This is a genomic window from Moorena sp. SIO4G3 (assembly GCF_010692305.1).
Taxonomy (GTDB): Bacteria; Cyanobacteriota; Cyanobacteriia; order Cyanobacteriales; family Coleofasciculaceae; genus Moorena; species Moorena producens_A.
Genome location: NZ_JAAHIG010000121.1, coordinates 1 through 22,265, shown reverse-complemented (window position 1 = coordinate 22,265; position 22,265 = coordinate 1). Strand labels below are relative to the sequence as shown.

Genomic DNA, 22,265 nt, shown 5'->3' with positions numbered 1-22,265 from the left:
TGCTGGAGCCAACATTAGACTATAGGGTAATGGCTATTGTTTATATTTGTAACCTTTTTCCGGAGCTTGGGGGTGTGGGGCTATACCCCCTGTGATATTAAGTCTGCTTGAATACCCACTTTCTACTTCTAAGCGTGGGTCTTTTCTTGTGCTGAATGCTTCTAGGGAAACCCTACTTCTGAGCCAAGATTGCTTTAGCTTTTTGCCACAGAGCGTCCAACTCATCTAAGGTGTAATCAGACAGTGGGCGCTCAGCCAATGCTTCCACTTGGGCTAACCTTTCAATAAACCTTGTCTGAGTTCCCTGCAAAGCAGCTGAAGGGTCAAGGTCATACCAACGCGCAATATTAATCAGAGTAAACAGTACGTCTCCCAATTCTGCTTCCTGGTGGGCTTTATCATCCTGTTCAAGTGCTTGTTCAAACTCAGCCAATTCTTCCTGAAACTTATCCCAAACTCCCTCAACATTATCCCACTCAAACCCACCACTAGCGGCTTTTTTCGATATCTTCATCCCAGCCATTAGAGGGGGAAGGGTTTTACTATAGCGACTCAGTTTACGACTCAATAATTGCTTATCCGCAACGGTTTCTCCTTTCTCTGCTGCCTTAATGTCCTCCCAGTTTTGACGCACCTCCTCGACATTATCAACCTCGACATCACCGAACACATGGGGATGACGGCGGATTAGCTTTTGAGTAATCCCCTGAGCTACCTCGGTCAAGGTAAACTGACCTTGCTCACTACTAATCTGAGCTTGCAGAACTACCTGCAATAACAAATCACCCAACTCCTCTGCGATCGCATTTTGATTCTCACTCCGAATCGCATCCACTACCTCATAAGCTTCTTCAATCACATAAGGAATTAGGGACTGAGGGGTCTGAGCCAAATCCCAAGGACAACCACCCTCAGGCGATCGCAATCTGGCTACTACATCAATCAACTCTTGCAAAGCGGCCAACATCGACACCTGATCAACTGGCTGAGCTTGTTCCGGGGAACTAGACATAAAACCGAAAAGCGAAACGCGACTTAATTATTCTTAACCAAATCCACCACTAATGCCAAATTTTAACGGGCTAGTGATACTGGAAAACCCGTTCGCGTAGCGTGGCCGTAGGCCAATCACATCTAACTCCTCTTGCCTTTGCCTGCTTTGCGTCTTTGTGGTTTAGTCTTACCAGCACCCCTGCCCTTGCTCCTCCCTTGCTTGGGAGACCATAACCCCGTGATCCCCCCTTTTTTAAACTGCTTATAAGCCGAACTTCCCCAATCACTGACAAAATGCGCGATCGCACCCAACTCCAATCCCACCACACAGGCCATCAACCAGGTACGATATTCCCACACCCTACCCCCCAGCCCTTGAATCAGCTCCAGCCAACGATCTGGTTCATCCTGGAATAGCTGAAACACCAGCAATCCCACACCCCCAAACAAGACGATCCAATTCGCTAGATAAAGCAGTCGCAAAATTGTCCCAATCACTGGTCCATGAGAAAAAATAGAACGGTGAGGCACCATCCTCTGATAAGGAATCCAAATCCAGCGCAACCAGCCCCAACGCTTAAAGGGTCGAGAGTATAGATCCAAGTCAGGGCTGAACATCAAGCCACCGAACAGGAAGCCTCCAGCTACAATCAAGGTCAAATCACTACTCCGGGTTACTACCAAGCTCAAAACCGTGACTACTGGCAAACTCCACAAGGTTATGCGATCATGTATATAGCCAGAGGACATATTTTTTATAGTTGTTGTCGTCTTTGGAAAAATATGCTATAGTAAGTAAGTATTGCATACGGGCGGTTAGCTCAGCGGTAGAGCGCCTGCCTTACAAGCAGGACGTCACTGGTTCGAATCCAGTACTGCCCATCTCCGTTGAATGCCAAGTTTAAACTCCAAGGTTCTTGGTACCGGTTAAGCCTAGGTACCTACAGAAGTTGGAGTTTGCAGCAGTAGGGGTTATTGGATATAGAAATAGAAATACGAATAAGTGCCCTCGTGGATACTACCACAAGGAGGGAGATGGTTTTATGGAAATTCCTAAACTATCGCCCTTTCAACAAGAATCAATTCTACAGACCCAGGAGGTAAGAAAGTAAGCATTCAGCTGTCAGCTAATGCGCTACGCGCACGGTACTTGAGGTGCTAGCAGACGCGAGAACTGCACGGGGTCGGATCAGTAAAACGAGCAGGGATTTTCAACCAGCCAGCCGTAGGAACTTGTAAGCTTGTTTACTACCTCCCGTTGATTACCATCATAGCTAAGGCTGATAGCTGACGGCTGACGGCTGAACGCGCACGCGTGAGCTTTTAGCTGACGGCTGACGGCTGACGGCTGAACACTAAATTATCATAGCCACACTGGGAGAGCCATTCTGCTTCACCTGTTTGTAGTCTTGAAGTTGCTTTTCCAGCTCAACATGCAGGTGATCAATCTCCTCTTTTTCCAGGATTTCTAATAGGGCTAGATTCAAGTTTTGCTGGGCAGCAAAGTAGAGGTTGGGATCAATCACAAATACCCTAACTATAATCACACGAGCATTCTCTTCAATGTGGGAAAATAAAACTAACAGTTTCTGCTTGTGCAAGCCATCGATATAGGGAATTTTTTCTTCAATAGCCTGACAAATTCGGCTAGTTTGCTCAGCCGAAATCCCATCAACTTTCAGAGTTAAATTTATGCCCCACTCAAAGGTATCGCCAGTCTTCTGGGACCAATTTTCCACAACTCCAGCAATCATTTTAGAATTGGGAACTTTTTTGATAGAACCCCACTCAGTCAGACGAAGCTGTGTACTTCTCAGACCAATACTGACGATCTGAACAAAACCATTGACTCCGTCAACTCCTACCCAGTCACCGGGTTTATAGAGACCATCAGCGTAGATAATCACCGTACAAAACCAGTCATAGATAATGTCTTTCAATAACAAACCTAAGGCGACACCTGCGCCACCGACTAGACCGATCAGTGCACCGGCAGATGCCCCCAACAAAATCTCACTGGCTTTAATCACAGCAATCAGGATTGCCGCTGTCTGAAAAAGCCTTGGGAAGTAGGGGACGAACAAATCGTCCAGTTCAGTTTCAGTGTGTGCCGCCAATCCGGCTAGCACCTCCCCCAGTAGTGGAGCAGCACGGTAAAGAATATAGGTGACAATGAACAGAGCGCTGACAAAGAGCATCTCGGGGATTTTCTGATTCTGTTCAGGACTAAGATGGCTTGCCACAACACTATGTACTAGCCATAGTCCAGCCAGCCAAATTAGCCAGCCTAATGGTGCCCTCAGAATCTTAATAAACTCATCGTCTAGGGTGCTTTCTGTAGCGCTAGTCAGACGCTCGATTCTGTCAATGATTATGGCAGTGAACAAACCTCGACATATTTGGGTAAGGAAGAGGATGACCACCATAATAAGTATTGTGGAAACAGGGATGTTGCCCAGCTGGAAGTCGGAATCAAATATTCTTTCTTTGATTAAGTTGATAAGGTTTTCCATAGTTTTGACTAAAATAGAACAGCAGAGAGCTCCATTTACCTAGTTGCACTGGTTCTTAAACTTAGATATTGCACTAGGACAAAACTAGTTAATAATAGGTAAAGTTGGCTCGAATAGCAGGTGAGTTAAATACTAGTTATTAGTTACTGTGTTTAGCTAATAACTAGTCGAGGTTTTATCAATGTAGATAATAATTTGTGTTCCATGAATCTTAACTAATAAGTTATTAGCTTTTAGTTAAAGGTAAGACATCTCAGTATAATCTAAAAAACTCAACACCAACTATAGTAATAATACTGTAGTAATAATACTGATCATAAATGTATTATCAATTAACGTAGTAATTGCTTAAGTAAGAGGACGTATAAACTAGGATTAAAGGAATCAAGAATCGAGCTATAGCAAAGGAAACAGGGAAGAGGGAATAGATAGCAGGGAGTAGGCAATAGGGAGTAGGCAATAGGTAATAGGGAATAAAAATTATCACAATTTGTACACGGATTGCTAGACTTAAATAAGTAATGATTTACCTCTTAACTATTCAAAATATAACACCATCAAATAACCTATCGAGTCTTCATAGTTTTAACCGAAAATTAAGTAATTAATAGTTAAAATAACTCTTAGTAGTTAGTCCTTAATTATTGTCTCGACTATTAGTTTATATCTAACTCAGCTAAAATTTATAATTTTTACGGCAAACTAACTAAAACTTTAACTATATCAAGATTGGATAAAAAAAAATATGATGATATAAAAATCGATAGTTTATCCCTTTCCCCAAAAGGGAACAGGGAACAGGGAATAGCGATGCAGCGCGGTCTTGGGGGTTTCCCCCATGAGCGACTGCATCAAGACGGGAATAGGGAAAGAAAGGTTTTTGTGGGATATATGGGAGGTATAGGAGGTGTATAAAAATAGGAAAAAGTGCCCTTGTGGAGGCTACCACAAGGACCAAGATAGCGTTATGGAAATTCCTAAACTATGGCGCTTTAACTAACTCGGCGGGAATTCCCACACTATAGTCAAGACTTAGTGTGGGATGAAAGCCAGGTTTGGCAATGGGGTTCGACGCCCCATTGCCAAACAAGAATGACTGAGTTTATTTAGGTCTATCTTGGTTTTGAACATATTCTTTGAGTTGCTCAACAGTAACACCTCCACAACTAGCAACAAAATAGCCACCAGTCCAGAATGCTTCTCTTGAATAATACTTATTAACTTGTTCTGGAAATTCTTTGCGTAGATACCGGCTAGAAACGGTCTTGAGGTTGTTGATAAGTTTGCTTAGTTGAGTCTGAGGATTGTACTGGATCAATATATGCACGTGATCCGCCTCTCCATTAAACTCAACTAAACCACCTTCCCACTTGGACATCAAGGTTAAAAATATTGATTCCAAACGATCTAACATTTCTCCCGTGAAAACTTTTCGTCGGTATTTAGGAACTAACACTAAATGAGCTTTTAGGTTTGAAACTCCCCTTGCTCGGTGTATATTGTCGTACTTCATAGTTGACACTAATTAACTATCCTGCTATTATAGTAATAACAGGTCGAAGCATGGTAAGTCAGATGAAGTCAACAATTCAGTACAGGGTTTATCTAACACAAGGACAAAAAATTGAAGCTAATTATTGGCTTCGCATATGTCGTTATTGGTATAACCGTCAATTAGGCGATCGCTTTGATTGGTGGAAAAATAATAGAAATTATGTTAATGCCTGTCCTTTGATTTGTTCCTTGGCTGAATTGAGAGACAAACCAAGTAGATACAGCCAGCCGTCTGACTTACCTAGACTCAAAAAAGACTTAGTCAAAGTAATTCACAGTGGCGAACTCCTGGATTTTACTCGGCTAGACTCAACAGTTTTACAGGATGTTTGTAAGAGGGCTGATGACGCTTTTAAGCGTTATATTTATGGGGACATTAAAGGTTTGCGGAGTGGAAAACCACGTTTTAAAAACCAGTCTAGTTACCGGACAATGGTATTCGCAATGGTTAAACCAAAGTGGATCCATCTTATTCGTAAGGACTGGCTTTATATCAAACTTCCCAAGCTTGGAATGCTAAAAGTTCGGATGCACCGACCAATACCTGCTGGTGCTATCTTGAAGCGTGTCAGTCTAACTAAAAAAGCTGATGGTTGGTATATAAATCTAACCATAGAAGATCCAACAGTTCCTGAGATCAAAACAGAACAAGTCATTCCTACTTGGGATAACTCGCTCGGCCTAGATGCGGTACTAGAGGGTGATAACTATATTGCTACATCAGAAAACCAAAAATACAAATCAGCCAAATCCCTTCGCAAATCCCTACCAAGACTCAAGGTCGTATCAGAAAAGAAATCATCGAAAAGAAAAGGTTCTAGACCTCGTCGAAAATTAGCAAAACGTGAATCTAGAATTCACCAAAAGATTGCCAGAACAAGAAAAGACCATCGGTACAACTTAGCTCACGAATTAGTCAAGACAGGGAAGAAAGTATTTTTCCCTGAGAACTTAAACCTTAAAGGCTTGACAAGACGAAACAAACCAAAAAGATCTGCCGACGGAACTTACTTGCCAAATGGTCAATCTGCTAAGTCTGGACTGAATAAGTCATGGCAAGATGCAGCTTTTGGTGAATTTCTAACTACACTGGACTACATAGCCTCAAAAGCTGGAGCAGTGATCATAAAACAGAAACCGGCGTATTCGTCAATGATTCTGAGTTATCGGAACGAAATAATATTTACCGACTGTTCGATCAGAGAATACTATGATCCGGTTGAAAAGGTTTTAGTTGATCGCGATGTAAATGCCGCAATCAACCTAAAACGACTTGGGCTGGGCGTTTTCCCAAGTATAAAACGGCGTAGTGGGAAACTAGTCGTATCTGGCGATATGGACGCGATTTACCACGAAGCAAATCGTGTCTATCCTGAAAGACGGCACGAACACTTCTTCGCTTCTTGAGAAGCCTACACCATACCTTTAAGGTTGGTGTAGGAGTGCGTCACACAGGAATCAATTCTACAGACCCAGAAGGTAAGAACCAGCAGCAGCACCTAACCAACCTGCCACCTTAAGGATGATAGGCTTGGCTTTGTCCCAGATGTTTTTACCCGCATCAACCGTCTTACTCGCTGTTTCGAGAGTTTCTGCTACACTCTCTAGGTTGGCGAGTGCTGTTTCCTTCTTCGGTTCTTCTTTTTCCGTCGCTTTTTTGGCAGCACCAAGATACATGGTTGCCTCTTCTTTGGTATCTTCTGGCAGTTCTGCTCCTCGAACCAGCTTGTCGAGTTTTGCTAACAACTCAATAACCTGCTCTTTGGTTAGCTGTTCTTCGTTTGATCCAGCACCTTGACCTTGGATTATTTGAGTGTTATTGTCACCTTGCAGATTGTTGTCACCTTGTTGGTTGTGGATATCACCGCCTACAGAACCACTTACAGAAAATCCACCAGGATTGTTAGTCATAGTACCTACCTCTTTAACATTTGTGTGTGTATAAAAACTCGGACGCTGTAGCGCTGTTTCTACTTGTCTAATTAAAAGATTAATTAAATTATCTTTTTCTTGAATCAAAGGTAGCAAAGCATCTTGAGATAAAGATGTAAGTTCTTCGCTATACACTTTGTCTGTCATCTCTTCCCTATGATCAGGCCAGGCACCTGTTTGTAAGATGTTCAAAATTTTACGAGATAGTTCTAGTCCTGTTTGAAAATTTAAATTACCCAAAAACTTGAAAGTTTCTACTTTGCTCGCTAAGCTGTATGGCAGATCACCTGCTTCATATATCAGGAGAGTTCGCTCAGGAAAAAGAGCCATACATGCTCCTAAATCGATATAAGCTAGAGTATTTAATTGTTCAGATGATTGGTCTAATGGCAGACAAATGATTGCACTAGAACAAGAATTAATATCCTGAATTCTCGTACTAACCGCTTCTAAGCTATTGAACTGCTTGAGAGGTATATATTCTACTAGGTTTACCATCTCGCCATATAGTGCATCTAATGCACTGAAAATAGTCTGAATTTGCGTCAAAACTTCTTCACTGTAATAAGATACAAATATTTTCTGAGGTTGATTTTTAGTAGGAATTGCTTGCATAGCTATGTTTGCTGGTCTTGTTTCTGGTGTAGTATTTGCTACAATATATTCAATACACTTTAAAAAGTATGCTTTTCCTTTGTCAAAATCATTCGAGTTTACTGGCTTTCGTCTAACATCCAAGATTTCTATCCCTTTGCGAAAAGGTTCATCTATCCGTTGATTTGGAAATTTATTCGATGCTTCATTTACTAAAGGTTTTAATTTTTCTTCTATAAATTCCTTAAACTTACTTGTCAAGGACTGCCAGTATCCTGTTTTAGGATTTTTATTCGCAAAGTTATCGTAATTAAATTTTTCTAGTTCTGACTTTAGTTCCTTAGCTTTTACGTTCATTTCGTTTTTATTCATTTTTATTCCTTCTTCTCCAAGGATATATAAGCTATTTGTCCGTGATCATGCCAATCTAATCCAGATTTTTCTGTCTCTTGGGATACTCTGATTCCGAATCTATCATCCCATCCTTTTAACACCACAAATACTACTATGAATGACCATAAAGGGATTAGAAATGAACCTAATAATTGCGTAACGAAATTAATGCTATCAATGCCGTGGGCAAATACACCAGTAGCCAGTCCTCCCCAAATACCGCAAAAGCAATGTACGGGAATAGCACCAACAGCATCATCGATTTTATTTTCGCTCAACCAATAAACACCCCAAATCACAATTCCCCCAGAAATTATTCCTATGAATAAAGATTCAAGTGGCTCCACCACATCACAGGAAGCTGTTATTCCTACCAGACCCCCCAAGATGCCGTTGAGGATAGTTGAGAGGTCAACTTTGCGAGCGTTATTGAACCACCTCCAGGCTATGACAGCCAAGGCGCTAGCACAGCCAGCGAGACTTGTGTTTAATACAATCTTCCCTACAGAGTCTGGTGAAAAATCCAACTAAACAGGTAAGGGGTCTCCCGTTATACCCGCGCATGTTAGCGGGTTTGTTCGCGAAGCGTCGGCTACGCCGAAGTTACCGTAAGATAGGGTCGCCTTATTAAAAAAGATTTAACCCTTTTCTGCATAGTCTGCTAACTATAAAGGCGACCCTATCTAAGGTTTCGTCTCCGGGGAATTACCTGACGGGGTATTCTGGCCCGTGGACATAACTCTTTAGTTGCTCAATCGTTACGCCGCCACAAGAGGCTACAAAATAATATCCTGTCGGTGAAAACCTTTTTGTCTGGTGTAAAACCGTTTTAAGTAATCAGAAAATCAGTAACGAATTAATCTACTAATCACAGTCTTGATATGTGCTATTAGTTTAACTGGAGCGACTTTAGGGTTAAGGTCAACAAGTAAGTGAATGTGATCTTTCTCTCCGTTAAATTCTACTAGGTTACAGTCCCATTTAACACAAGTGTCAGAGCAAATTTGCTTTAACCTGTTCGCGCAGCGGAGGCCGTAGGCCACATCAAAATTTGATATGATATGACTTGTCATCTGTACTTTGTTACTAGTACAATATGTACAGTAAGACGATAGCTCCACCGGTTTTTTTTGTGTAGTTACCTTTCATAACTATGGGATAAATGCTACAATAAAACCATGATACTCACTTACTGCTACCGGTTCAAGCCAAGTCCTGAACAAATCGCCACTATGGAGTGGTGGCTTGAACTTCTGCGTCGTCATTGGAATTACGCTTTGGGACAACGACTTAATTGGCTTCATCGGACTCGATCTCCGATTGATAGATGTAGTTTAGTAAGTGAGCCGATTGGTGAAATTCCAGAACCGGTCAGCTATTACACCCAACAAGCAGCTCTCAAGGAAACGAAACGTTTGTTTCCTGAGTACAAAAAAATCTATGCAGAAACTCAACAGGTGAATCTACAACGCCTTAACAAGGCGTGGGATAGATGGCGGAAACCTGATGCTAGCGGTAAACGTGGAGGTAGACCTCGTTTCAAAAAGACTGGCGAACTTCGCTCGTTTGTTTTTCCTAGGGTAAATAGTTCTAAGGCTGGGGCACATTTAATTGACGGCGTTTTAAAACTAAGTCGAATTGGATCGATGCCCGTCATAATGCACCGACCATTACCTAGAGGTTTTACCCTTAAACAATGTACTATTGTTCGGAAGGCAGATGGTTGGTACTGTTGCCTTTCAATGAAAGATGATACAGTTCCTGAAATACTGCCTATAGATTCAGTTAAAACTGCTGTCGGTATTGACGTTGGCTTGGAAAAATTCTTAACCACATCTGACGGGGAAGCGGTATCTATTCCGAAGTTTTACAGAAAAGCTCAGGACAAGCTAGCTCAGGCGCAAAAAGTTATGTCCCGTCGTGTCAAGGGTACTAAAAACTGGAAAAAAGCCAAGCACAAAGTGGCTTTATTGCACCTTCATTTAACCCGTTGTCGAAAGGAGTTTCATTATCAGGTTGCTCATTGGTTGTGTAATAAGTACGACTTAATTGCTCACGAAGACTTAAACATCAAAGGACTTGCTCGAACTAAGTTAGCCAAATCAATACATGATGCAGCTTGGGGTGCATTTCTGGAGATATTGCAAGCAGTGGCGGTCAAACGCGGCTTGTTAGTCGAGGAAGTCAACCCACGGGGGACAAGTATTGAGTGCTTTAATTGTGGTTCTAGGGTTGAAAAAAGTTTGAGTGAGCGTGTTCATTGTTGTTCCAGTTGTCAAGTCAAAATTGACCGTGATTGGAACAGTGGTATTAATATCTTAAATCGTGGATTAATGGCGGTCGGACTGCCGCTCAATGGCTGTGGTAAATCAATACAGGATATTGAGGAACAGCAAGTCTCATACGTGAGTTTGAGAAGCCCACATCATAATCTTTGATTTGATGTGGGAGTAGTCACAGTACTACCTGCGTTAAAGCCATACCATCCAAGCCACAAAATAAAAGTCCCCATCGCAGCAAGGGGTAAGTTGTGGGGCTTTAACTCACTTTCTTCTCTTGGGGATAGCTGACCTCGACCATCAAACCTTCCTTTTCTCGGACCTAAAATGATGACGCAAGCTAAAGCAGCAGCTCCTCCAACAGCATGTACTACGAGAGAACCAGCAAAGTCATGGAAATGGAATTCGAATTTATCTACCCAGCCACCACCCCAAACCCAAGACCCGCTGATTGGATAAACTATGCCTGTAATAATAAATGTGAGTACAAGATAGGCCAGGGGTTTGATGCGACCAGCAACAGCTCCGGAACAGATAGTTGCTGATGTGGCAGCAAAAGCAGCCTGAAAGAAAAAGTCTATGTAAACTGACAAGTGTGGAGCTCCTTCTCTGGTAAGCTGTTCAGCTCCTGCTCTGGTAACCACCTGGTTTAAGGCAATATAGGAGCTTCTCAGTTCTAAAACTCTTTTACCTATTTCGTTTGATTCAGGACTAGTCGCACAGGTTTCAGGGTGGTACATTATAGCATACCCAAACAGAAAAAATACTACTATCCCTAAACAGACATCAGCAACATTCTTGAACAGTACGTTAACGGTGTTTTTGGCGGGGCTAAACCCTGCTTCTAGCAGGGCAAATCCTAGCTGCATAGCAAATACTAAGATTCCTGCTATCAGCACCCAAAGATTATTGATTAAATAGATTAAACATTCCGGTGATTTGCTTATATCGTCCAGTACTTTTTTACTACATACTTTCTCTACACAATTTGCTAATCCTTCCTCGGCAGAGGACGTAAAAACTAAAATTAAAGGAATCAAGAATCCAGCTACTGCAATAATTAGGTATTTCGACCATTTCAGTTTAGTTAAGGGTTCTTTCATAATCATTGGGCTTTATAAACTGCTCCACTTAGCAGCGGCTCGATAAAATAAAAATAATCAAACGGATTTGATATCAATTGGTTATATTTGAACTTAGTCTAATCAATGGAATACTATGTCAATCTGAGACTGATCTAGCAATCCTAAATCCTTAGGATAAAAACAGGGCTATTTCATTCTAAAAATGCGCTCTTTGTGTGTCTAGTCCAAACTTGCACCGCCGCTCTGCCTGGGCCATATTTGAAAAGTAATTAGAGCGATAGATATTGAGTGCAAAGTTACGAGCAACCGCAAAGATTTGAGGTAACTGATGCTTGCGTTTGCGTGAAGCATCTTCTCCCTGGGTGAAATCGCGAACATAATGAACCATTATCTCTACGCCCCAATATCCAAGGGATGCGCTGAGCAAAAGACTCTGCAGATTCTTTGAAAGAAGCAACATGCGGAGCGTGTTTCCGTTTCCAAACGAAGTTGTCTGCCCTTTTTGAATTTTCGAACACTTTCCACTCGAATCAGGGTTTTTAGCCCCGGCCAGGGCTTGATGTTATTAAGTTGTGTGCAGATGCTAACAACTCGTTTCTCAACACGACCATGCCCAATACTTATGTCAGTGTGACTGTTTTGGACAACAAAGTGGGCTTTAACGCTTTTGAACAGATTGCCCTGATTGCCTTTGAGCGCACCCAGGTAGTGGTTTCCAGTTTCAATGATTAACTCAGCTGTTTTTTTTGAGTACTAATCGCATCAAAAGCAAAGACGACACCCGCCTCAGCCAGTTGCTTGATAAATTCAGGCATTGCTTTGATTTCGTTGCTTTTGCTATTGACATGGGTTCGGTTCTAGAATCAAACCTCGCTCAACCAGATAAGCGCTCACTAGTATAATCGCTCGGTGAGGTGGAGAATCGGGATTATCACCAAGAACGTTGGTACGAGCCTCGTAGGACTTTACCATCAATGGCTTTGGTTTCTCCAGGCTTGGGTTCAATACCAAAGAAACGGGCCAAGGCCGCAGAATACTGCTGATAGTCTAGGCTCAGCAGAACACGACGAATCGTACTGTACGAAGGAAGTCGGCCCAAAGGGGGATCAAATAGTTCAATGAGCTCCTCCCGATAGCTAGTGAGCCAGTCACCGATCGCTAGAAATCCTCGATTCCCAGCCGCGATAGCCAGGGTAAACAGGGCTAGACACAGGCGCTCGTTGATGCCGTTTCCCGGAAGCATTGCGGCCATCTGGAATATCGACAAAGGCTTCCAAGATCGTATGGACGCTCAGGGTTTAACTCTTCTGGGGGAAGGCTTGGAAGTAAGATTTTAGGGGCAGGTGGGGGTGGCAAACCCATGGGAACTCATGAAACACTGGTTTAGCCTGTAAGTCTAGCATTTATTTGGTTTTATGAGAATGAAATGGCCCTGGGATAAAAATACGTCTAAAGAAAATAGTGTTGAGTAAAAACGGTCATTGTTAAGCATTCAAATAGGATTGCGATCGCGCTCCGTCCCTACTCCCTGCTCCGAAGCTCTGAAGCTCCCAAGCTCCCTGCTCCCTAAAACCGAGAACTTTATACCTCACCGAATTGAGAAATGCTATATTTGGAAATGCTATAGATCTCTTGACTAAGGGAACACCATAAACTGACATATCGAATACCAATAGTTTTAAGCTGGATGTAAGTAATTAAGAGTTAAATAAACTCTTGGTAGTGATTGCTTAATTGTCTCGATTATCAGTTTAGATATAACTCAGATAAAATTTATAAATTTTAATAACAATTAACTAAAGCTTTAACTAGATAAAGCTTGGATAAAAAAAAATATGATGATAGAAAATTTGATAGTTTATCCCTTTCCCCAAAAGGGAACAGGGAACAGGGAATAGGGAATAGGGAACAGCGGCTCATAGCAACAGGTAACAGTAGGAAAGAGCTTGAAGGATTTTTTGGTGTTATGAAAAAGCGATGCAGCGCGGTCTTGACCACACTGCATCGCTACTCCCTAGTAAACCTTCAGCCTTCAGCCTTCAGCCTTCAGCCTTCAGCCTTCAGCCTTCAGCCTTCAGCTTATTTTATTCAAAAGCACCGATTGCACATAAGCTGATAGCTGATAGCTGAACGCGCACGCGTGCGCTAATCGCTGATAGCTGATAGCTGATAGCTGATAGCTGATAGCTGACACTCCCTACTCCCTAAAACCTAGGACAAGGTACTCAAGCCTTAACCCTTCTACGCATAAACTTTCTGATAATAAGCTTGATACTCTTGGGATAACAATGGTTGCCACCAATCCCGATTGCTTAGATACCACTCAATGGTTTTACGTAGTCCACCTGCTAGGGTTTCTGTTGGTTCCCAATCCAGTTCAGTTTTAATTTTAGTCGCATCAATAGCATAGCGACGGTCATGGCCTGGGCGGTCTTTTACAAAGGTAATTAACTGTTGGGCTGGAGCGACCGGTAGATCAGGGGCTAATTCATTCATCAGCTCGCAAATCTGGTGAACTAGGTCAAGATTTTTAACTTCATTATTGCCACCAATGTTATAGGTTTCTCCTGGTTGACCTTTGTGAATCACCACATCTAAAGCACGGCAATGATCACCCACATAGAGCCAATCTCGAATATTTTGTCCATCCCCGTAGACTGGTAGAGATTTGCCCAACAGGATGTTGATGCACATCAGGGGAATTAATTTTTCTGGAAAATGGTAGGGTCCGTAGTTATTGGAGCAATTAGTGATAATAGTGGGGACCCCATAGGTATGGTAATAAGCCCGGGCAAGATGATCACTGCCAGCTTTGGAAGCAGAATAGGGACTGTTGGGGGCATAGGGTGTGGTTTCACAGAAGGCTGGGTCATCAGCACTTAGACTGCCATACACTTCATCCGTGGAAACATGGAGGAAGCGATAATCCCTTGGTTGTCCTTGATTTTGCCATTGTTGCCGGAAGGACTCTAGTAGAGTGAAGGAACCGACCACATTAGTGCGGATAAAGGCATCAGGTCCTAAAATGGAGCGGTCAACATGGGATTCAGCAGCAAAGTGGGCGACAGTGTCGATGCTTTCTTCCTGGAGCAGGCGGTCTACTAGAGTGCGATCGCATATGTCTCCCTGGACAAACCGCAAATTGGCTTTCTCTTCCAGACCGGCTAGATTCTGGCGGTTGCCAGCATAAGTTAGAGCATCCAGTACCACCACGCGATCGCCTGGGTACTGTTCACACCAGTGATGAACAAAATTGGAGCCAATAAATCCTGCACCACCTGTTACTAGTAATTGGCGAGGTTGTCTAGTAGTCAGGGATTTTTGTTCAGAAGAATTCATGATTAGTTTGAGTGGGTTAGTGCTTCAGTGGGTTAGTATAAAAGTAAGCATTCAGCTATCAGCTAATGCGCTACGCGCACGCTACTTGAGGTGCTATCAGCTATCAGCTTAAGCGCTACGCGCACGCTACTTGAGGTGCTATCAGCTATCAGCCCTTGGCCTCTTGCCACACTACTTGAGGTGCTTTTGAATACAAGAGGTAAGCTTTGGCCAAGGGCTTTTACCCAGACCTTCAATTCTGATTAATATCGAATTATTAAATTCGATCGTTTGCGCGATGCCCACGCTACGCGAACAAGATTTATTTTCAGCTGACCGCTGACCGCTGACCGCTGACCGCTAAATGCTTTCCTTAAGTTAGTTCAACTTGTGAGTCATCACCAATCATGAATCGTAAGGCTTTTGGATGTTGGGGTGCAGCTTTAACTTGAGCTCTTTCTCCAATTAAACTATCAACAATTCGTTGATGAATTCCCGTTAATTTAGCACCTTTTAGAATCACGCTATTATCAATGTCAGCATCTACTAGAGTAGCTTGGTCAGCAATGCTAGTATATGGACCAATAAAGCAGTTTTCCAGATGGCAGTTTTCACCAATGGTAACTGGACCACGAATGGTACAATTAGTAATATAAGACCCCTTACCAATCTTTACCCGTCCGCTAATTTGACTTTCGGAGTCAATTTCACCATCAACATCAGATTCTAGACAAGTATCTAGAATAATCTGGTTAGCAGCTAGTAAGTCATCTTTTTTCCCAGTATCCAGCCACCAACCTTTGAGTTTAAAAGCTTCTACATTTTTTTGCTGATCAATCAAGTATTGAATCGCATCGGTAATTTCCAGTTCTCCTCTAGCAGAAGGCTGGATGTTAGCAATTGCTTGATGGATAATAGGAGAAAATAAGTAAACACCTACCAGTGCGAGATTAGAAGGAGGAACTTTGGGTTTTTCTACTAGCTGCAACACTCGGCCAAATTCATCGACTTTGGCAACACCAAAGGCCGTAGGATTTTCTACCTCCCGTAGCAGGGTAAGGGCATCCAGATTTTTGTTCTGGAAATTTTCTACAAATAAGTTCAGCTCACTTTGAACCAAGTTGTCTCCCAAGTACATTACAAAAGGAGAATCTCCCAGAAAGGGTTGGGCCACTTTAACGGCGTGGGCAAGTCCTAAGGGTTGGTCTTGGAGGATATAGGTAATGTTGGCTCCGAAGCGATCGCCATTTCCTGTTTTAGCCTTAACTTCTTCCCCAGTTTCAGGACTGATAATAATACCGATATCAGTAATACCAGCAGCGATAATCCCTTCAAGCCCATACCACAAAATTGGTTTATTGGCAACAGGTACTAACTGTTTGGCACCAGTATAAGTTAGGGGACGTAAACGAGTGCCTTTTCCCCCAGAAAGAATTAGTGCTTTCATAAGCTATATAAAATCCTCACTATAAAGTCTGAAATATGAAATATGAATTATTAAGGTTGAAGGTTAAAGGTTAGCAGGTTGTTCGCGAAGCGTGGCCAATAGGCCAAGGTTAGCAGGTTGTTCGCGAAGCGTGGCCAATAGGCCAAGGTTAGCAGGTTGTTCGCGAAGCGTGGCCAATAGGCCAAGGTTAGCAGGTTGAACTTGAACTATAGCGCTTCTCATAGTAATCAGGTACACAGGATGTTTTTCCTATTCCCTGTTCCCTGTTTCCTGTTCCCTGTTCCCTGTTCCCGATTCCCGATTCCCGATTCCCGATTCCCGATTCCCGATTCCCGATTCCCTACTACCTACTCCCTATGCTTATAGCAATTACCCAAGCTTGTGATAAAGTTCTGCTAACATTTGCCTCAAGGATTGACGCCAATGGGGCGGATAGCTTCCCAAGGTTTGGGATATTTTCTGGTTTGAGAGAACTGAGTAAGCTGGACGCTGAGCCGGGGTGGGGTATTCTGGAGTAGTAATTGGAACAACTCGCTGCAATTTTAAGGGGAAGCCCAGGAGTTTGGCTTCTTCAAAGATGGCAACGGCAAAGTCATACCAACTAGTGACGCCACTGTTGGTGAAGTGATAGATTCCTCCTAGCATTGGATTAGAATCCATTGCTTGCAAAAGTTGAGTAATAGTTACTGCTATATCCTTAGCCCAGGTAGGAGTACCCACTTGATCCGCTACCACCCGAAGCTCTTCTCGCTCAGCCCCTAGTCGTAACATGGTTTTGACAAAGTTGCCATGACCACGAGTACCGTAAACCCAAGCAGTCCTCAGGATGAGATTGCGATCGCATTTTTGCTGTACCCCTTCTTCCCCTTGCAGTTTCGACTGACCATAGGAACCGATGGGGTTAGGAGTGTCTTGCTCTGTGTAAGGAGTATTTTTTTTGCCATCAAACACATAGTCAGTGGAAATATGGAGCAGGATCGCCCCTAAATTCTGAGCTTCCTCTGCCATGATGGTCGGAGCAACAGCATTTATCGATTTAGCCAATGCCAGTTCTGTCTCTGCTTTATCCACAGCCGTGTAAGCCGCTGCATTGACAATCACGTCAGGCTTAATATGATGGATTACCTGACGAATACTCTCCGGCTCAGCTAAGTCCATATCCGAGCGCCCCACACCGATTACTTGGCCTAGGGGACTCAGAGTATGTTGTAACTCTTGACCCACTTGTCCAGTGATGCCAGTGAGTAAGATTTTTTTCATGAAAAAACCTCGGCTGTTTTGAAAGACTTACCCGCTTGATCTTTAGCCGACAGACTAGGAGAGTCGCTCAGAGGCCAATGAATGGCTAGGTCAGGGTCATTCCACAAAATAGTCCGCTCGTGATCAGGAGCGTAGAAGTCGGTAGTCTTATATAAAACTTCAGCGAATTCAGAGACCACCAGGAATCCGTGAGCGAATCCAGCCGGAATCCAGATTTGTTGTTTATTTTCTGCACTCAGCAAACAACTAACCCACTGTCCAAAGGTCGGGGAGCTTTTTCTGATATCCACTGCCACATCAAATACAGTCCCCAGTAAAACCCGCACCAATTTACCTTGGGGCTGCTGAATCTGGTAGTGTAATCCTCGAAGCACTCCTTGGGCTGAACGGGAATAGTTATCCTGGACAAACTCAGCGGTGATCCCAGCTTTATCTGCTAGAACTCGTTTGTTGTAGCTTTCAAAGAAAAAACCACGGTCATCACCAAAGACGCGGGGTTCAAGAATTAAGACTTCCGGTATTTTGGTTTCAATAACGTTCATAGAGTTATCTGGTTGATTAGCGAAGCGTATTAAAGTGACCAACTCCTCATCAAGTTTGTGTTATCTACACTGAAAGAATTTCAATACTTTGTAAACTTTTTGTGAAATATAGCGTTTCTATTTAAGTTGTGAACAAAATTCCTTAGGGAAAGGCAAAAGGCAAGAGTTAATTAACTATATAGGGATTTTTAGTAGTAGTTGTGTAGGGTACGTAAGGGGCTGGCTCACGCTTATTTTCCGCGTCTCCTCGCCTAATTGGGAAAGTCCGCCTGGGAATTGAAACGGGCAAGATGCCCGTTCCACCAAGATGCCCGTTCCACCAAGATGCCCGTTCCACCAAGATGCCCGTTCCACCAAGATGCCCGTTCCACCAAGATGCCCGTTCCACCAAGATGCCCGTTCCACCAAGATGCCCGTTCCACCCATCAGGTCAAACAACTTTTATAGGTGCGCTCTTACTTGGCGCATTAAATCCGCCACGGGTCGCACCTGAAGATGTACCGAATATGTCTTAAGCTTTACTTCGACTGCTATAAAACAAAATCGCTGAAGAATAGGGATGCTAGTAGTCTGCACTCAAGTAGACTACACCTAGTTGTGTAGAAAGGGAGGGATGACCAGATGAAGAAGATGGCTCTAGGCTTAATCTGACAAACTTTTGTATTCTACTGAGTTTCTAATTGTTATCAGGATTTCGGAATCGAAAAAATTAAATTAGCTAAAAGTCCTTGACCTTGGCCTATTGGCCACGCTACGCGAACGGTCACGCTACGCGAACAGATTACCGATTAGCCATTAGTTGAATAACAAAATTACGAAATAGCACTACTACCTCTGGGATGATTTGATGTCCCATGTCAAATTCTTGATACTTGACCTGTATCCCTAAACCAGTTAGAGTGTCTCTAGCATGGTGAGCAGCCATTAACGGTACAACCTCGTCTTGTGACACTCTTAAACCGTAATAAATCGAACAAATCGATACAGAACAGTCAAGGTACATTTTATTGTTGTCTGAGTGAGGAGTGGTTATACGGCAATTGGAGTCAAGCCACCCACTCGTCTATCTAGACGTTCCTCCAGTCACGTGGAGGAGTTGCTTGAAAGCCTGAGTCTTTCTATGTTTTGGGTCAAGCCAATCAAGCTCAACCGCATCAAGTAGACTCAGTCCCATACCTTCTAAGTAACGCGCAGTACGACGCAATAACACTGCTTGAACTTCTCCTCTGGTCATATGCCGAGTAATTTCCTTGTCGGTACCGCGAGCAAGGATGTTCAATGCAGCATTGTGGTCAGCCTGCAACACGACCCCATTAAATCTGGTAAAGTTGTCCCCGCTCCTTTTCCCTAACAGGGTTCCAGTTACGGAGTCAACTTGCGACGTGTAGCTAGGCTGGACTTCTGTTACAACCGAGCCAGTCCAATTAGCCCATTTCTGTAAAGAATCTCGCATTTTTCCTTTCATCCAACTATTCAGTTTGCGAGACATAGCCTTGGACTGGCGCTTATTCTTAATTGGTTGTGTTAAATCTTCTGCAAAAACTTTTAATGACTCCCCGTCAAAAAGAGACTTAGAAGCTGCTCCTATGATCGCCGCCAATTCAGTTGGGTTTTGTCTATAACGGCGATTTTCGGTTTTTCTGGTTAGGTTATTTTTTAGAATCCTAGCTGACTTAGCTGGATCTATCTTTTCTAGTTTTCTGTGAAGTGCCCAAAGTTTTCCTCTATTACGGTTCTTGGCACAAATACGATCTGACTTCTTTGTGGTAACCTTTCCCAATCCTTTACCGTGAGCCTGGCCGTCTGAATCATAGAAAGCCTCGGTATAGCCCTTATCTACCCCAATGCTCCGACGTTCAGCTGGTATTTCAATGGTGCCATGATCTACCAGAAAGTGAACCTCAAATCTTTGCAGAAGTTGGTTGTAGATCAGTCGGATTTGACCCTTTATCTTGCGGTTAGATTTGACAACGATCTTGTTCCTTTTGCCCCTGTTTAGTCCAGCTAATTCCAATTGGTAAGTGTTGCGGGAAAGCCTTTTGCATTTGTAACCAGGTGACTGGTAAACTATTTGATTTCTGACCCAGGAATGTCCACGTTGATATTCTTTTCTTACCCAGCGGTGAAGTAGGGAACTATCCAGGAAAGCTAAAGTCTTAAGCTGTTTGCACAACTCTTTCCGTTTAGACTTATTCTCTGTACCGGGAAATCTCCGGTAGATCTTTTTTACTACTTCTTCAATGCAGGCAGCTTGTTGTGCTGAGATCGCTTTGGCGACATCACAAACTGCCCAATCCATCAGTTTAGAAGGAAGCCCTAATGACTCAGGATTTCTAAAAGTCCTAACTTCTCTAAATGATTTCTTCCAGTCGATGCCCCAATAGTTTATGCTTCCTAGTTTGTTGTAGGACTCAGATCTAACGACACCCAGTTTTTTCATGGTAGACAGCAATTCAGTTTTAACTGACTCCGTCATCCCTATAACGGGGACGACCTGAGTCGATAGTTTCTTTGCTGCTCCTGTTTTCTTTTGTTTGGGCATCGCTAGATCTTAGTGGTATCAGTCGATTATATCACGTTTTATCCGTCTTGTCCATCTTATCGACGGTAGACTTAATGTCTTTTTCGTAGCGACGAAGAAAGTAAAGTTTTGAACTGAAGCAGTGCATTATAGACATAAAATCATCCATTAATTCCTGCTGGGGGGACTTGTAAGTGTTATTCAAAACCACTATCTGGCATTTGTGGAGAGAGCAAAACCACTCCACAAAGTCGAATCCAAATCGACAAAGTCTGTCTTTGTGAGCGATCACGATGGTCTTAATCTCTGATTCTGCGACTTTTTCCATTAAGTTGATAAATTTCTTGCGTTTGAAATTCAACCCAGATCCATACTCTGAATAGCACCGACAATTTGGGTAGTTCCGACCTAAATACTCGATTTGAGAGGTTAAGTCCTCTAACTGAGACCTGGTAGACACTCTGGCGTAAAGAACGATAGATCGAGAATCCACTCCATCTATCAGTTGCTCTATCGAACTTGCCAAATAACGACGATGCCCTCCAGGTGACTTGATAAATTCGATCTTTCCGGCTTCTGCCCATCTAGCCAAGGTCCTGGGGTGATATCCAAATTTTTCCTGGGCTTCAATTGGGGTGAGATACATTGGTGTCCGTTAAATACTGTTTTATCCCGTATTATATCGTTTTAACGGCATCTAATCACGTGTCTGCCATGAACTATCAAAATGGGTGGTAATGACGAGCCTGTAGGAGGTTGGGGTTCCCTATGTAAATAGCCACTCATGGATACTAAGCCTGCTATTGGCAAGGTTAACCCTACATCTAATGTCATGGCTCCGCCTTGGGAAAATCCACTCAGAATGGTGCGGGATAGGGGCACGCCAGTGCTGCCTTCGTTCGCGTAGCGTGGCCAATAGGCCAGGGATTTGAGCCAATCAATCAGCTTCTGTCTGCTTTCGGTTAAGCCTTGATAGCCGGGGACATTTAAGTCATACCACATTTTACCCCCAGGTACAGCAGGATGGTCAAAGGGAGCTTCAGCAAATAGAAACTGATAGTCTGGTAAGTTTAGCGCCTCAGCCAAAGATACCAAATCTTGGGAGTTGGCTCCAAAGCCATGTAAGCAGACAATTAATCCAGTTGGTGGTTGGTTGTTGGCAGGGGGAACGTTAATATACTTCAGTGACAAAGATTTATCTCCAGAATCAGAGTAGATTATCTCTTGAGAATTGTAAGCTTTTCGGCAAGCAGTCGATAACAGAGTTATTCCCAGAGCTCCTAAACTTTGAGATATAAATTTTCGTCGGCTCAATCGATTGAGTTTCACAAGCAATAGGCTTTGGAAGGTTGGGAGGTTGAACGCGATTGCGTGGCCAATAGGCCAAGGTTAGGAGGTTGAACGCGATTGCGTGGCCAATAGGCCAAGGTTGGGAGGTTGAACGCGATTGCGTGGCCAATAGGCCAAGGTTAGGAGGTTGAACGCGATTGCGTGGCCAATAGGCCAAGGTTGGGAGGTTGAACGCGATTGCGTGGCCAATAGGCCAAGGTTGGGAGGTTGAAGGGTTGGAGGTTGTTTTTGCCCAGGCGTCCGTTTTAGGGTAGGTTGGAGTTTGATGATTGACGGTGAGCTTTTGAGCGGTAGCCCCGCGCCCTACCTGAAAGGTGGGCGTCTCAAAGTTACCGTAAGGATAGTGGAGCCTTGTCTTGATGCAGTCGCTCATGGGGGAAACCACGGCAGTTGCTCATGGTTTGAAGTTACCGTAAGATAGTGGAGCCTTATTAACAAATATTTAACCCTTTTCTGCATAACCTGCTAACTATAAAGGCTCCAC

General features: G+C 43.2%; 27 protein-coding genes, 1 tRNA gene and 1 pseudogene. 7 read left to right on the top strand and 22 right to left on the bottom strand.

The genetic code is table 11. The features are described from left to right. Positions 1–172: 172 nt before the first annotated feature. A complete protein-coding gene (gene mazG / locus F6J99_RS21110; protein ID WP_293115008.1) occupies positions 173–1,012 on the bottom strand; it encodes a nucleoside triphosphate pyrophosphohydrolase in 840 nt (279 codons plus the stop codon). Between the two features lie 122 nt (positions 1,013–1,134). Then, on the bottom strand, positions 1,135–1,743 hold the full coding sequence (locus tag F6J99_RS21105; protein ID WP_293115006.1) for a metal-binding protein: 609 nt from the start codon (positions 1,741–1,743) through the stop codon (positions 1,135–1,137). Positions 1,744–1,803: 60 nt separating this feature from the next. Here F6J99_RS21105 and F6J99_RS21100 point away from each other — a divergent pair. Next, positions 1,804–1,875, top strand: a tRNA-Val gene (locus tag F6J99_RS21100). Positions 1,876–2,348: 473 nt separating this feature from the next. Here F6J99_RS21100 and F6J99_RS21095 read toward each other — a convergent pair. Both F6J99_RS21095 and F6J99_RS21090 read right to left on the bottom strand, forming a co-directional pair. Further along, positions 2,349–3,506: a mechanosensitive ion channel domain-containing protein gene (locus F6J99_RS21095; RefSeq protein WP_293115004.1), complete on the bottom strand. Its 1,158-nt coding sequence runs from the start codon at positions 3,504–3,506 to the stop codon at positions 2,349–2,351. Between the two features lie 328 nt (positions 3,507–3,834). Further along, complete coding sequence (locus F6J99_RS21090) at positions 3,835–3,993, bottom strand: hypothetical protein (protein WP_293115002.1); 159 nt, start codon at positions 3,991–3,993, stop codon at positions 3,835–3,837. Between the two features lie 242 nt (positions 3,994–4,235). On the opposite strand from F6J99_RS21090, the gene F6J99_RS21085 reads away from it, so the two are divergent. Further along, positions 4,236–4,421: a hypothetical protein gene (locus F6J99_RS21085; protein ID WP_293115000.1), complete on the top strand. Its 186-nt coding sequence runs from the start codon at positions 4,236–4,238 to the stop codon at positions 4,419–4,421. A gap of 187 nt (positions 4,422–4,608) precedes the next feature. Here the strand turns inward: F6J99_RS21085 and tnpA (F6J99_RS21080) are convergent, their stop codons facing one another. Further along, a complete protein-coding gene (tnpA, locus tag F6J99_RS21080) occupies positions 4,609–5,019 on the bottom strand; it encodes an IS200/IS605 family transposase (RefSeq protein WP_293114998.1) in 411 nt (136 codons plus the stop codon). A gap of 62 nt (positions 5,020–5,081) precedes the next feature. Here tnpA (F6J99_RS21080) and F6J99_RS21075 point away from each other — a divergent pair, with 62 nt between their 5' ends. Further along, positions 5,082–6,467 (top strand): transposase, encoded by a 1,386-nt coding sequence (locus F6J99_RS21075; RefSeq protein WP_293114996.1) that lies wholly within the window; start codon positions 5,082–5,084, stop codon positions 6,465–6,467. A gap of 57 nt (positions 6,468–6,524) precedes the next feature. On the opposite strand, the gene F6J99_RS21070 is transcribed toward F6J99_RS21075, so the two are convergent. The 3 genes and pseudogenes from F6J99_RS21070 to tnpA (F6J99_RS21060) form a co-directional block, all read right to left on the bottom strand. Then, positions 6,525–7,958, bottom strand: coding sequence for a hypothetical protein (locus tag F6J99_RS21070; protein WP_293114994.1), 1,434 nt, complete (start codon positions 7,956–7,958; stop codon positions 6,525–6,527). 2 nt (positions 7,959–7,960) lie between these two features. Further along, positions 7,961–8,506, bottom strand: coding sequence for a hypothetical protein (locus F6J99_RS21065; RefSeq protein ID WP_293114992.1), 546 nt, complete (start codon positions 8,504–8,506; stop codon positions 7,961–7,963). 178 nt (positions 8,507–8,684) lie between these two features. Further along, positions 8,685–9,244 (bottom strand): annotated as a pseudogene (tnpA, locus tag F6J99_RS21060) (IS200/IS605 family transposase). On the opposite strand from tnpA (F6J99_RS21060), the gene F6J99_RS21055 reads away from it, so the two are divergent. Further along, positions 9,158–10,417, top strand: coding sequence for a transposase (locus F6J99_RS21055; RefSeq protein WP_293114990.1), 1,260 nt, complete (start codon positions 9,158–9,160; stop codon positions 10,415–10,417). The pseudogene tnpA (F6J99_RS21060) and the gene F6J99_RS21055 overlap by 87 nt on opposite strands. Here F6J99_RS21055 and F6J99_RS21050 read toward each other — a convergent pair. Next, positions 10,405–11,367 (bottom strand): hypothetical protein, encoded by a 963-nt coding sequence (locus F6J99_RS21050; RefSeq protein ID WP_293114988.1) that lies wholly within the window; start codon positions 11,365–11,367, stop codon positions 10,405–10,407. The two genes, F6J99_RS21055 and F6J99_RS21050, sit on opposite strands and share 13 nt — an antisense overlap. A 585-nt stretch (positions 11,368–11,952) precedes the next feature. Here F6J99_RS21050 and F6J99_RS21045 point away from each other — a divergent pair. Next, positions 11,953–12,075: a hypothetical protein gene (locus F6J99_RS21045; RefSeq protein ID WP_293114986.1), complete on the top strand. Its 123-nt coding sequence runs from the start codon at positions 11,953–11,955 to the stop codon at positions 12,073–12,075. A gap of 199 nt (positions 12,076–12,274) precedes the next feature. Here the strand turns inward: F6J99_RS21045 and F6J99_RS21040 are convergent, their stop codons facing one another. Continuing rightward, a complete protein-coding gene (locus F6J99_RS21040; RefSeq protein ID WP_293114984.1) occupies positions 12,275–12,586 on the bottom strand; it encodes a transposase family protein in 312 nt (103 codons plus the stop codon). A 238-nt stretch (positions 12,587–12,824) separates the two neighbouring features. On the opposite strand from F6J99_RS21040, the gene F6J99_RS21035 reads away from it, so the two are divergent. Continuing rightward, a complete protein-coding gene (locus F6J99_RS21035) occupies positions 12,825–12,983 on the top strand; it encodes a hypothetical protein (RefSeq protein ID WP_293114982.1) in 159 nt (52 codons plus the stop codon). 218 nt (positions 12,984–13,201) lie between these two features. Here the strand turns inward: F6J99_RS21035 and F6J99_RS21030 are convergent, their stop codons facing one another. The 4 genes from F6J99_RS21030 to F6J99_RS21015 all read right to left on the bottom strand — a co-directional run bounded on the left by F6J99_RS21030 (position 13,202) and on the right by F6J99_RS21015 (position 16,345). Next, positions 13,202–13,348 carry a hypothetical protein gene (locus F6J99_RS21030; RefSeq protein WP_293114980.1) on the bottom strand — a complete coding sequence of 49 codons (147 nt, stop codon included), beginning with the start codon at positions 13,346–13,348 and terminating at the stop codon, positions 13,202–13,204. A 236-nt stretch (positions 13,349–13,584) separates the two neighbouring features. Next, positions 13,585–14,682 (bottom strand): dTDP-glucose 4,6-dehydratase, encoded by a 1,098-nt coding sequence (rfbB, locus tag F6J99_RS21025; RefSeq protein WP_293114978.1) that lies wholly within the window; start codon positions 14,680–14,682, stop codon positions 13,585–13,587. A 352-nt stretch (positions 14,683–15,034) separates the two neighbouring features. Next, the gene (locus F6J99_RS21020) at positions 15,035–16,108 is read right to left on the bottom strand and encodes a glucose-1-phosphate thymidylyltransferase (RefSeq protein ID WP_293114976.1); all 1,074 of its coding nucleotides are present in this window, start codon (positions 16,106–16,108) and stop codon (positions 15,035–15,037) included. Positions 16,109–16,171: 63 nt separating this feature from the next. Continuing rightward, positions 16,172–16,345: a hypothetical protein gene (locus F6J99_RS21015; protein ID WP_293114974.1), complete on the bottom strand. Its 174-nt coding sequence runs from the start codon at positions 16,343–16,345 to the stop codon at positions 16,172–16,174. 3 nt (positions 16,346–16,348) lie between these two features. On the opposite strand from F6J99_RS21015, the gene F6J99_RS21010 reads away from it, so the two are divergent. Continuing rightward, positions 16,349–16,474, top strand: a complete 126-nt coding sequence (locus tag F6J99_RS21010; RefSeq protein WP_293114972.1) for a hypothetical protein — start codon at positions 16,349–16,351, stop codon at positions 16,472–16,474. A 3-nt stretch (positions 16,475–16,477) separates the two neighbouring features. On the opposite strand, the gene rfbD is transcribed toward F6J99_RS21010, so the two are convergent. The 8 genes from rfbD to F6J99_RS20970 all read right to left on the bottom strand — a co-directional run bounded on the left by rfbD (position 16,478) and on the right by F6J99_RS20970 (position 22,166). Further along, positions 16,478–17,368: a dTDP-4-dehydrorhamnose reductase gene (gene rfbD / locus F6J99_RS21005; protein ID WP_293114970.1), complete on the bottom strand. Its 891-nt coding sequence runs from the start codon at positions 17,366–17,368 to the stop codon at positions 16,478–16,480. Continuing rightward, entirely contained in the window at positions 17,365–17,910 is a 546-nt protein-coding gene (gene rfbC / locus F6J99_RS21000) for a dTDP-4-dehydrorhamnose 3,5-epimerase (RefSeq protein ID WP_293115010.1), read from the bottom strand. Before rfbC ends, rfbD begins: the two co-directional genes overlap by 4 nt. Positions 17,911–18,161: 251 nt before the next feature. Beyond that, positions 18,162–18,332 carry a hypothetical protein gene (locus F6J99_RS20995; RefSeq protein ID WP_293114968.1) on the bottom strand — a complete coding sequence of 57 codons (171 nt, stop codon included), beginning with the start codon at positions 18,330–18,332 and terminating at the stop codon, positions 18,162–18,164. Positions 18,333–18,691: 359 nt separating this feature from the next. Continuing rightward, positions 18,692–18,862 carry a hypothetical protein gene (locus tag F6J99_RS20990; protein WP_293114966.1) on the bottom strand — a complete coding sequence of 57 codons (171 nt, stop codon included), beginning with the start codon at positions 18,860–18,862 and terminating at the stop codon, positions 18,692–18,694. Between the two features lie 111 nt (positions 18,863–18,973). Beyond that, positions 18,974–20,452, bottom strand: a complete 1,479-nt coding sequence (locus F6J99_RS20985; protein WP_293114964.1) for a zinc ribbon domain-containing protein — start codon at positions 20,450–20,452, stop codon at positions 18,974–18,976. A 31-nt stretch (positions 20,453–20,483) separates the two neighbouring features. After that, positions 20,484–21,077: an IS607 family transposase gene (locus F6J99_RS20980; RefSeq protein ID WP_293114962.1), complete on the bottom strand. Its 594-nt coding sequence runs from the start codon at positions 21,075–21,077 to the stop codon at positions 20,484–20,486. A gap of 41 nt (positions 21,078–21,118) precedes the next feature. Further along, positions 21,119–21,622 (bottom strand): alpha/beta hydrolase, encoded by a 504-nt coding sequence (locus F6J99_RS20975; protein ID WP_365973802.1) that lies wholly within the window; start codon positions 21,620–21,622, stop codon positions 21,119–21,121. A gap of 16 nt (positions 21,623–21,638) precedes the next feature. Then, a complete protein-coding gene (locus F6J99_RS20970) occupies positions 21,639–22,166 on the bottom strand; it encodes a hypothetical protein (RefSeq protein ID WP_293114960.1) in 528 nt (175 codons plus the stop codon). Positions 22,167–22,265 lie beyond the last annotated feature (99 nt).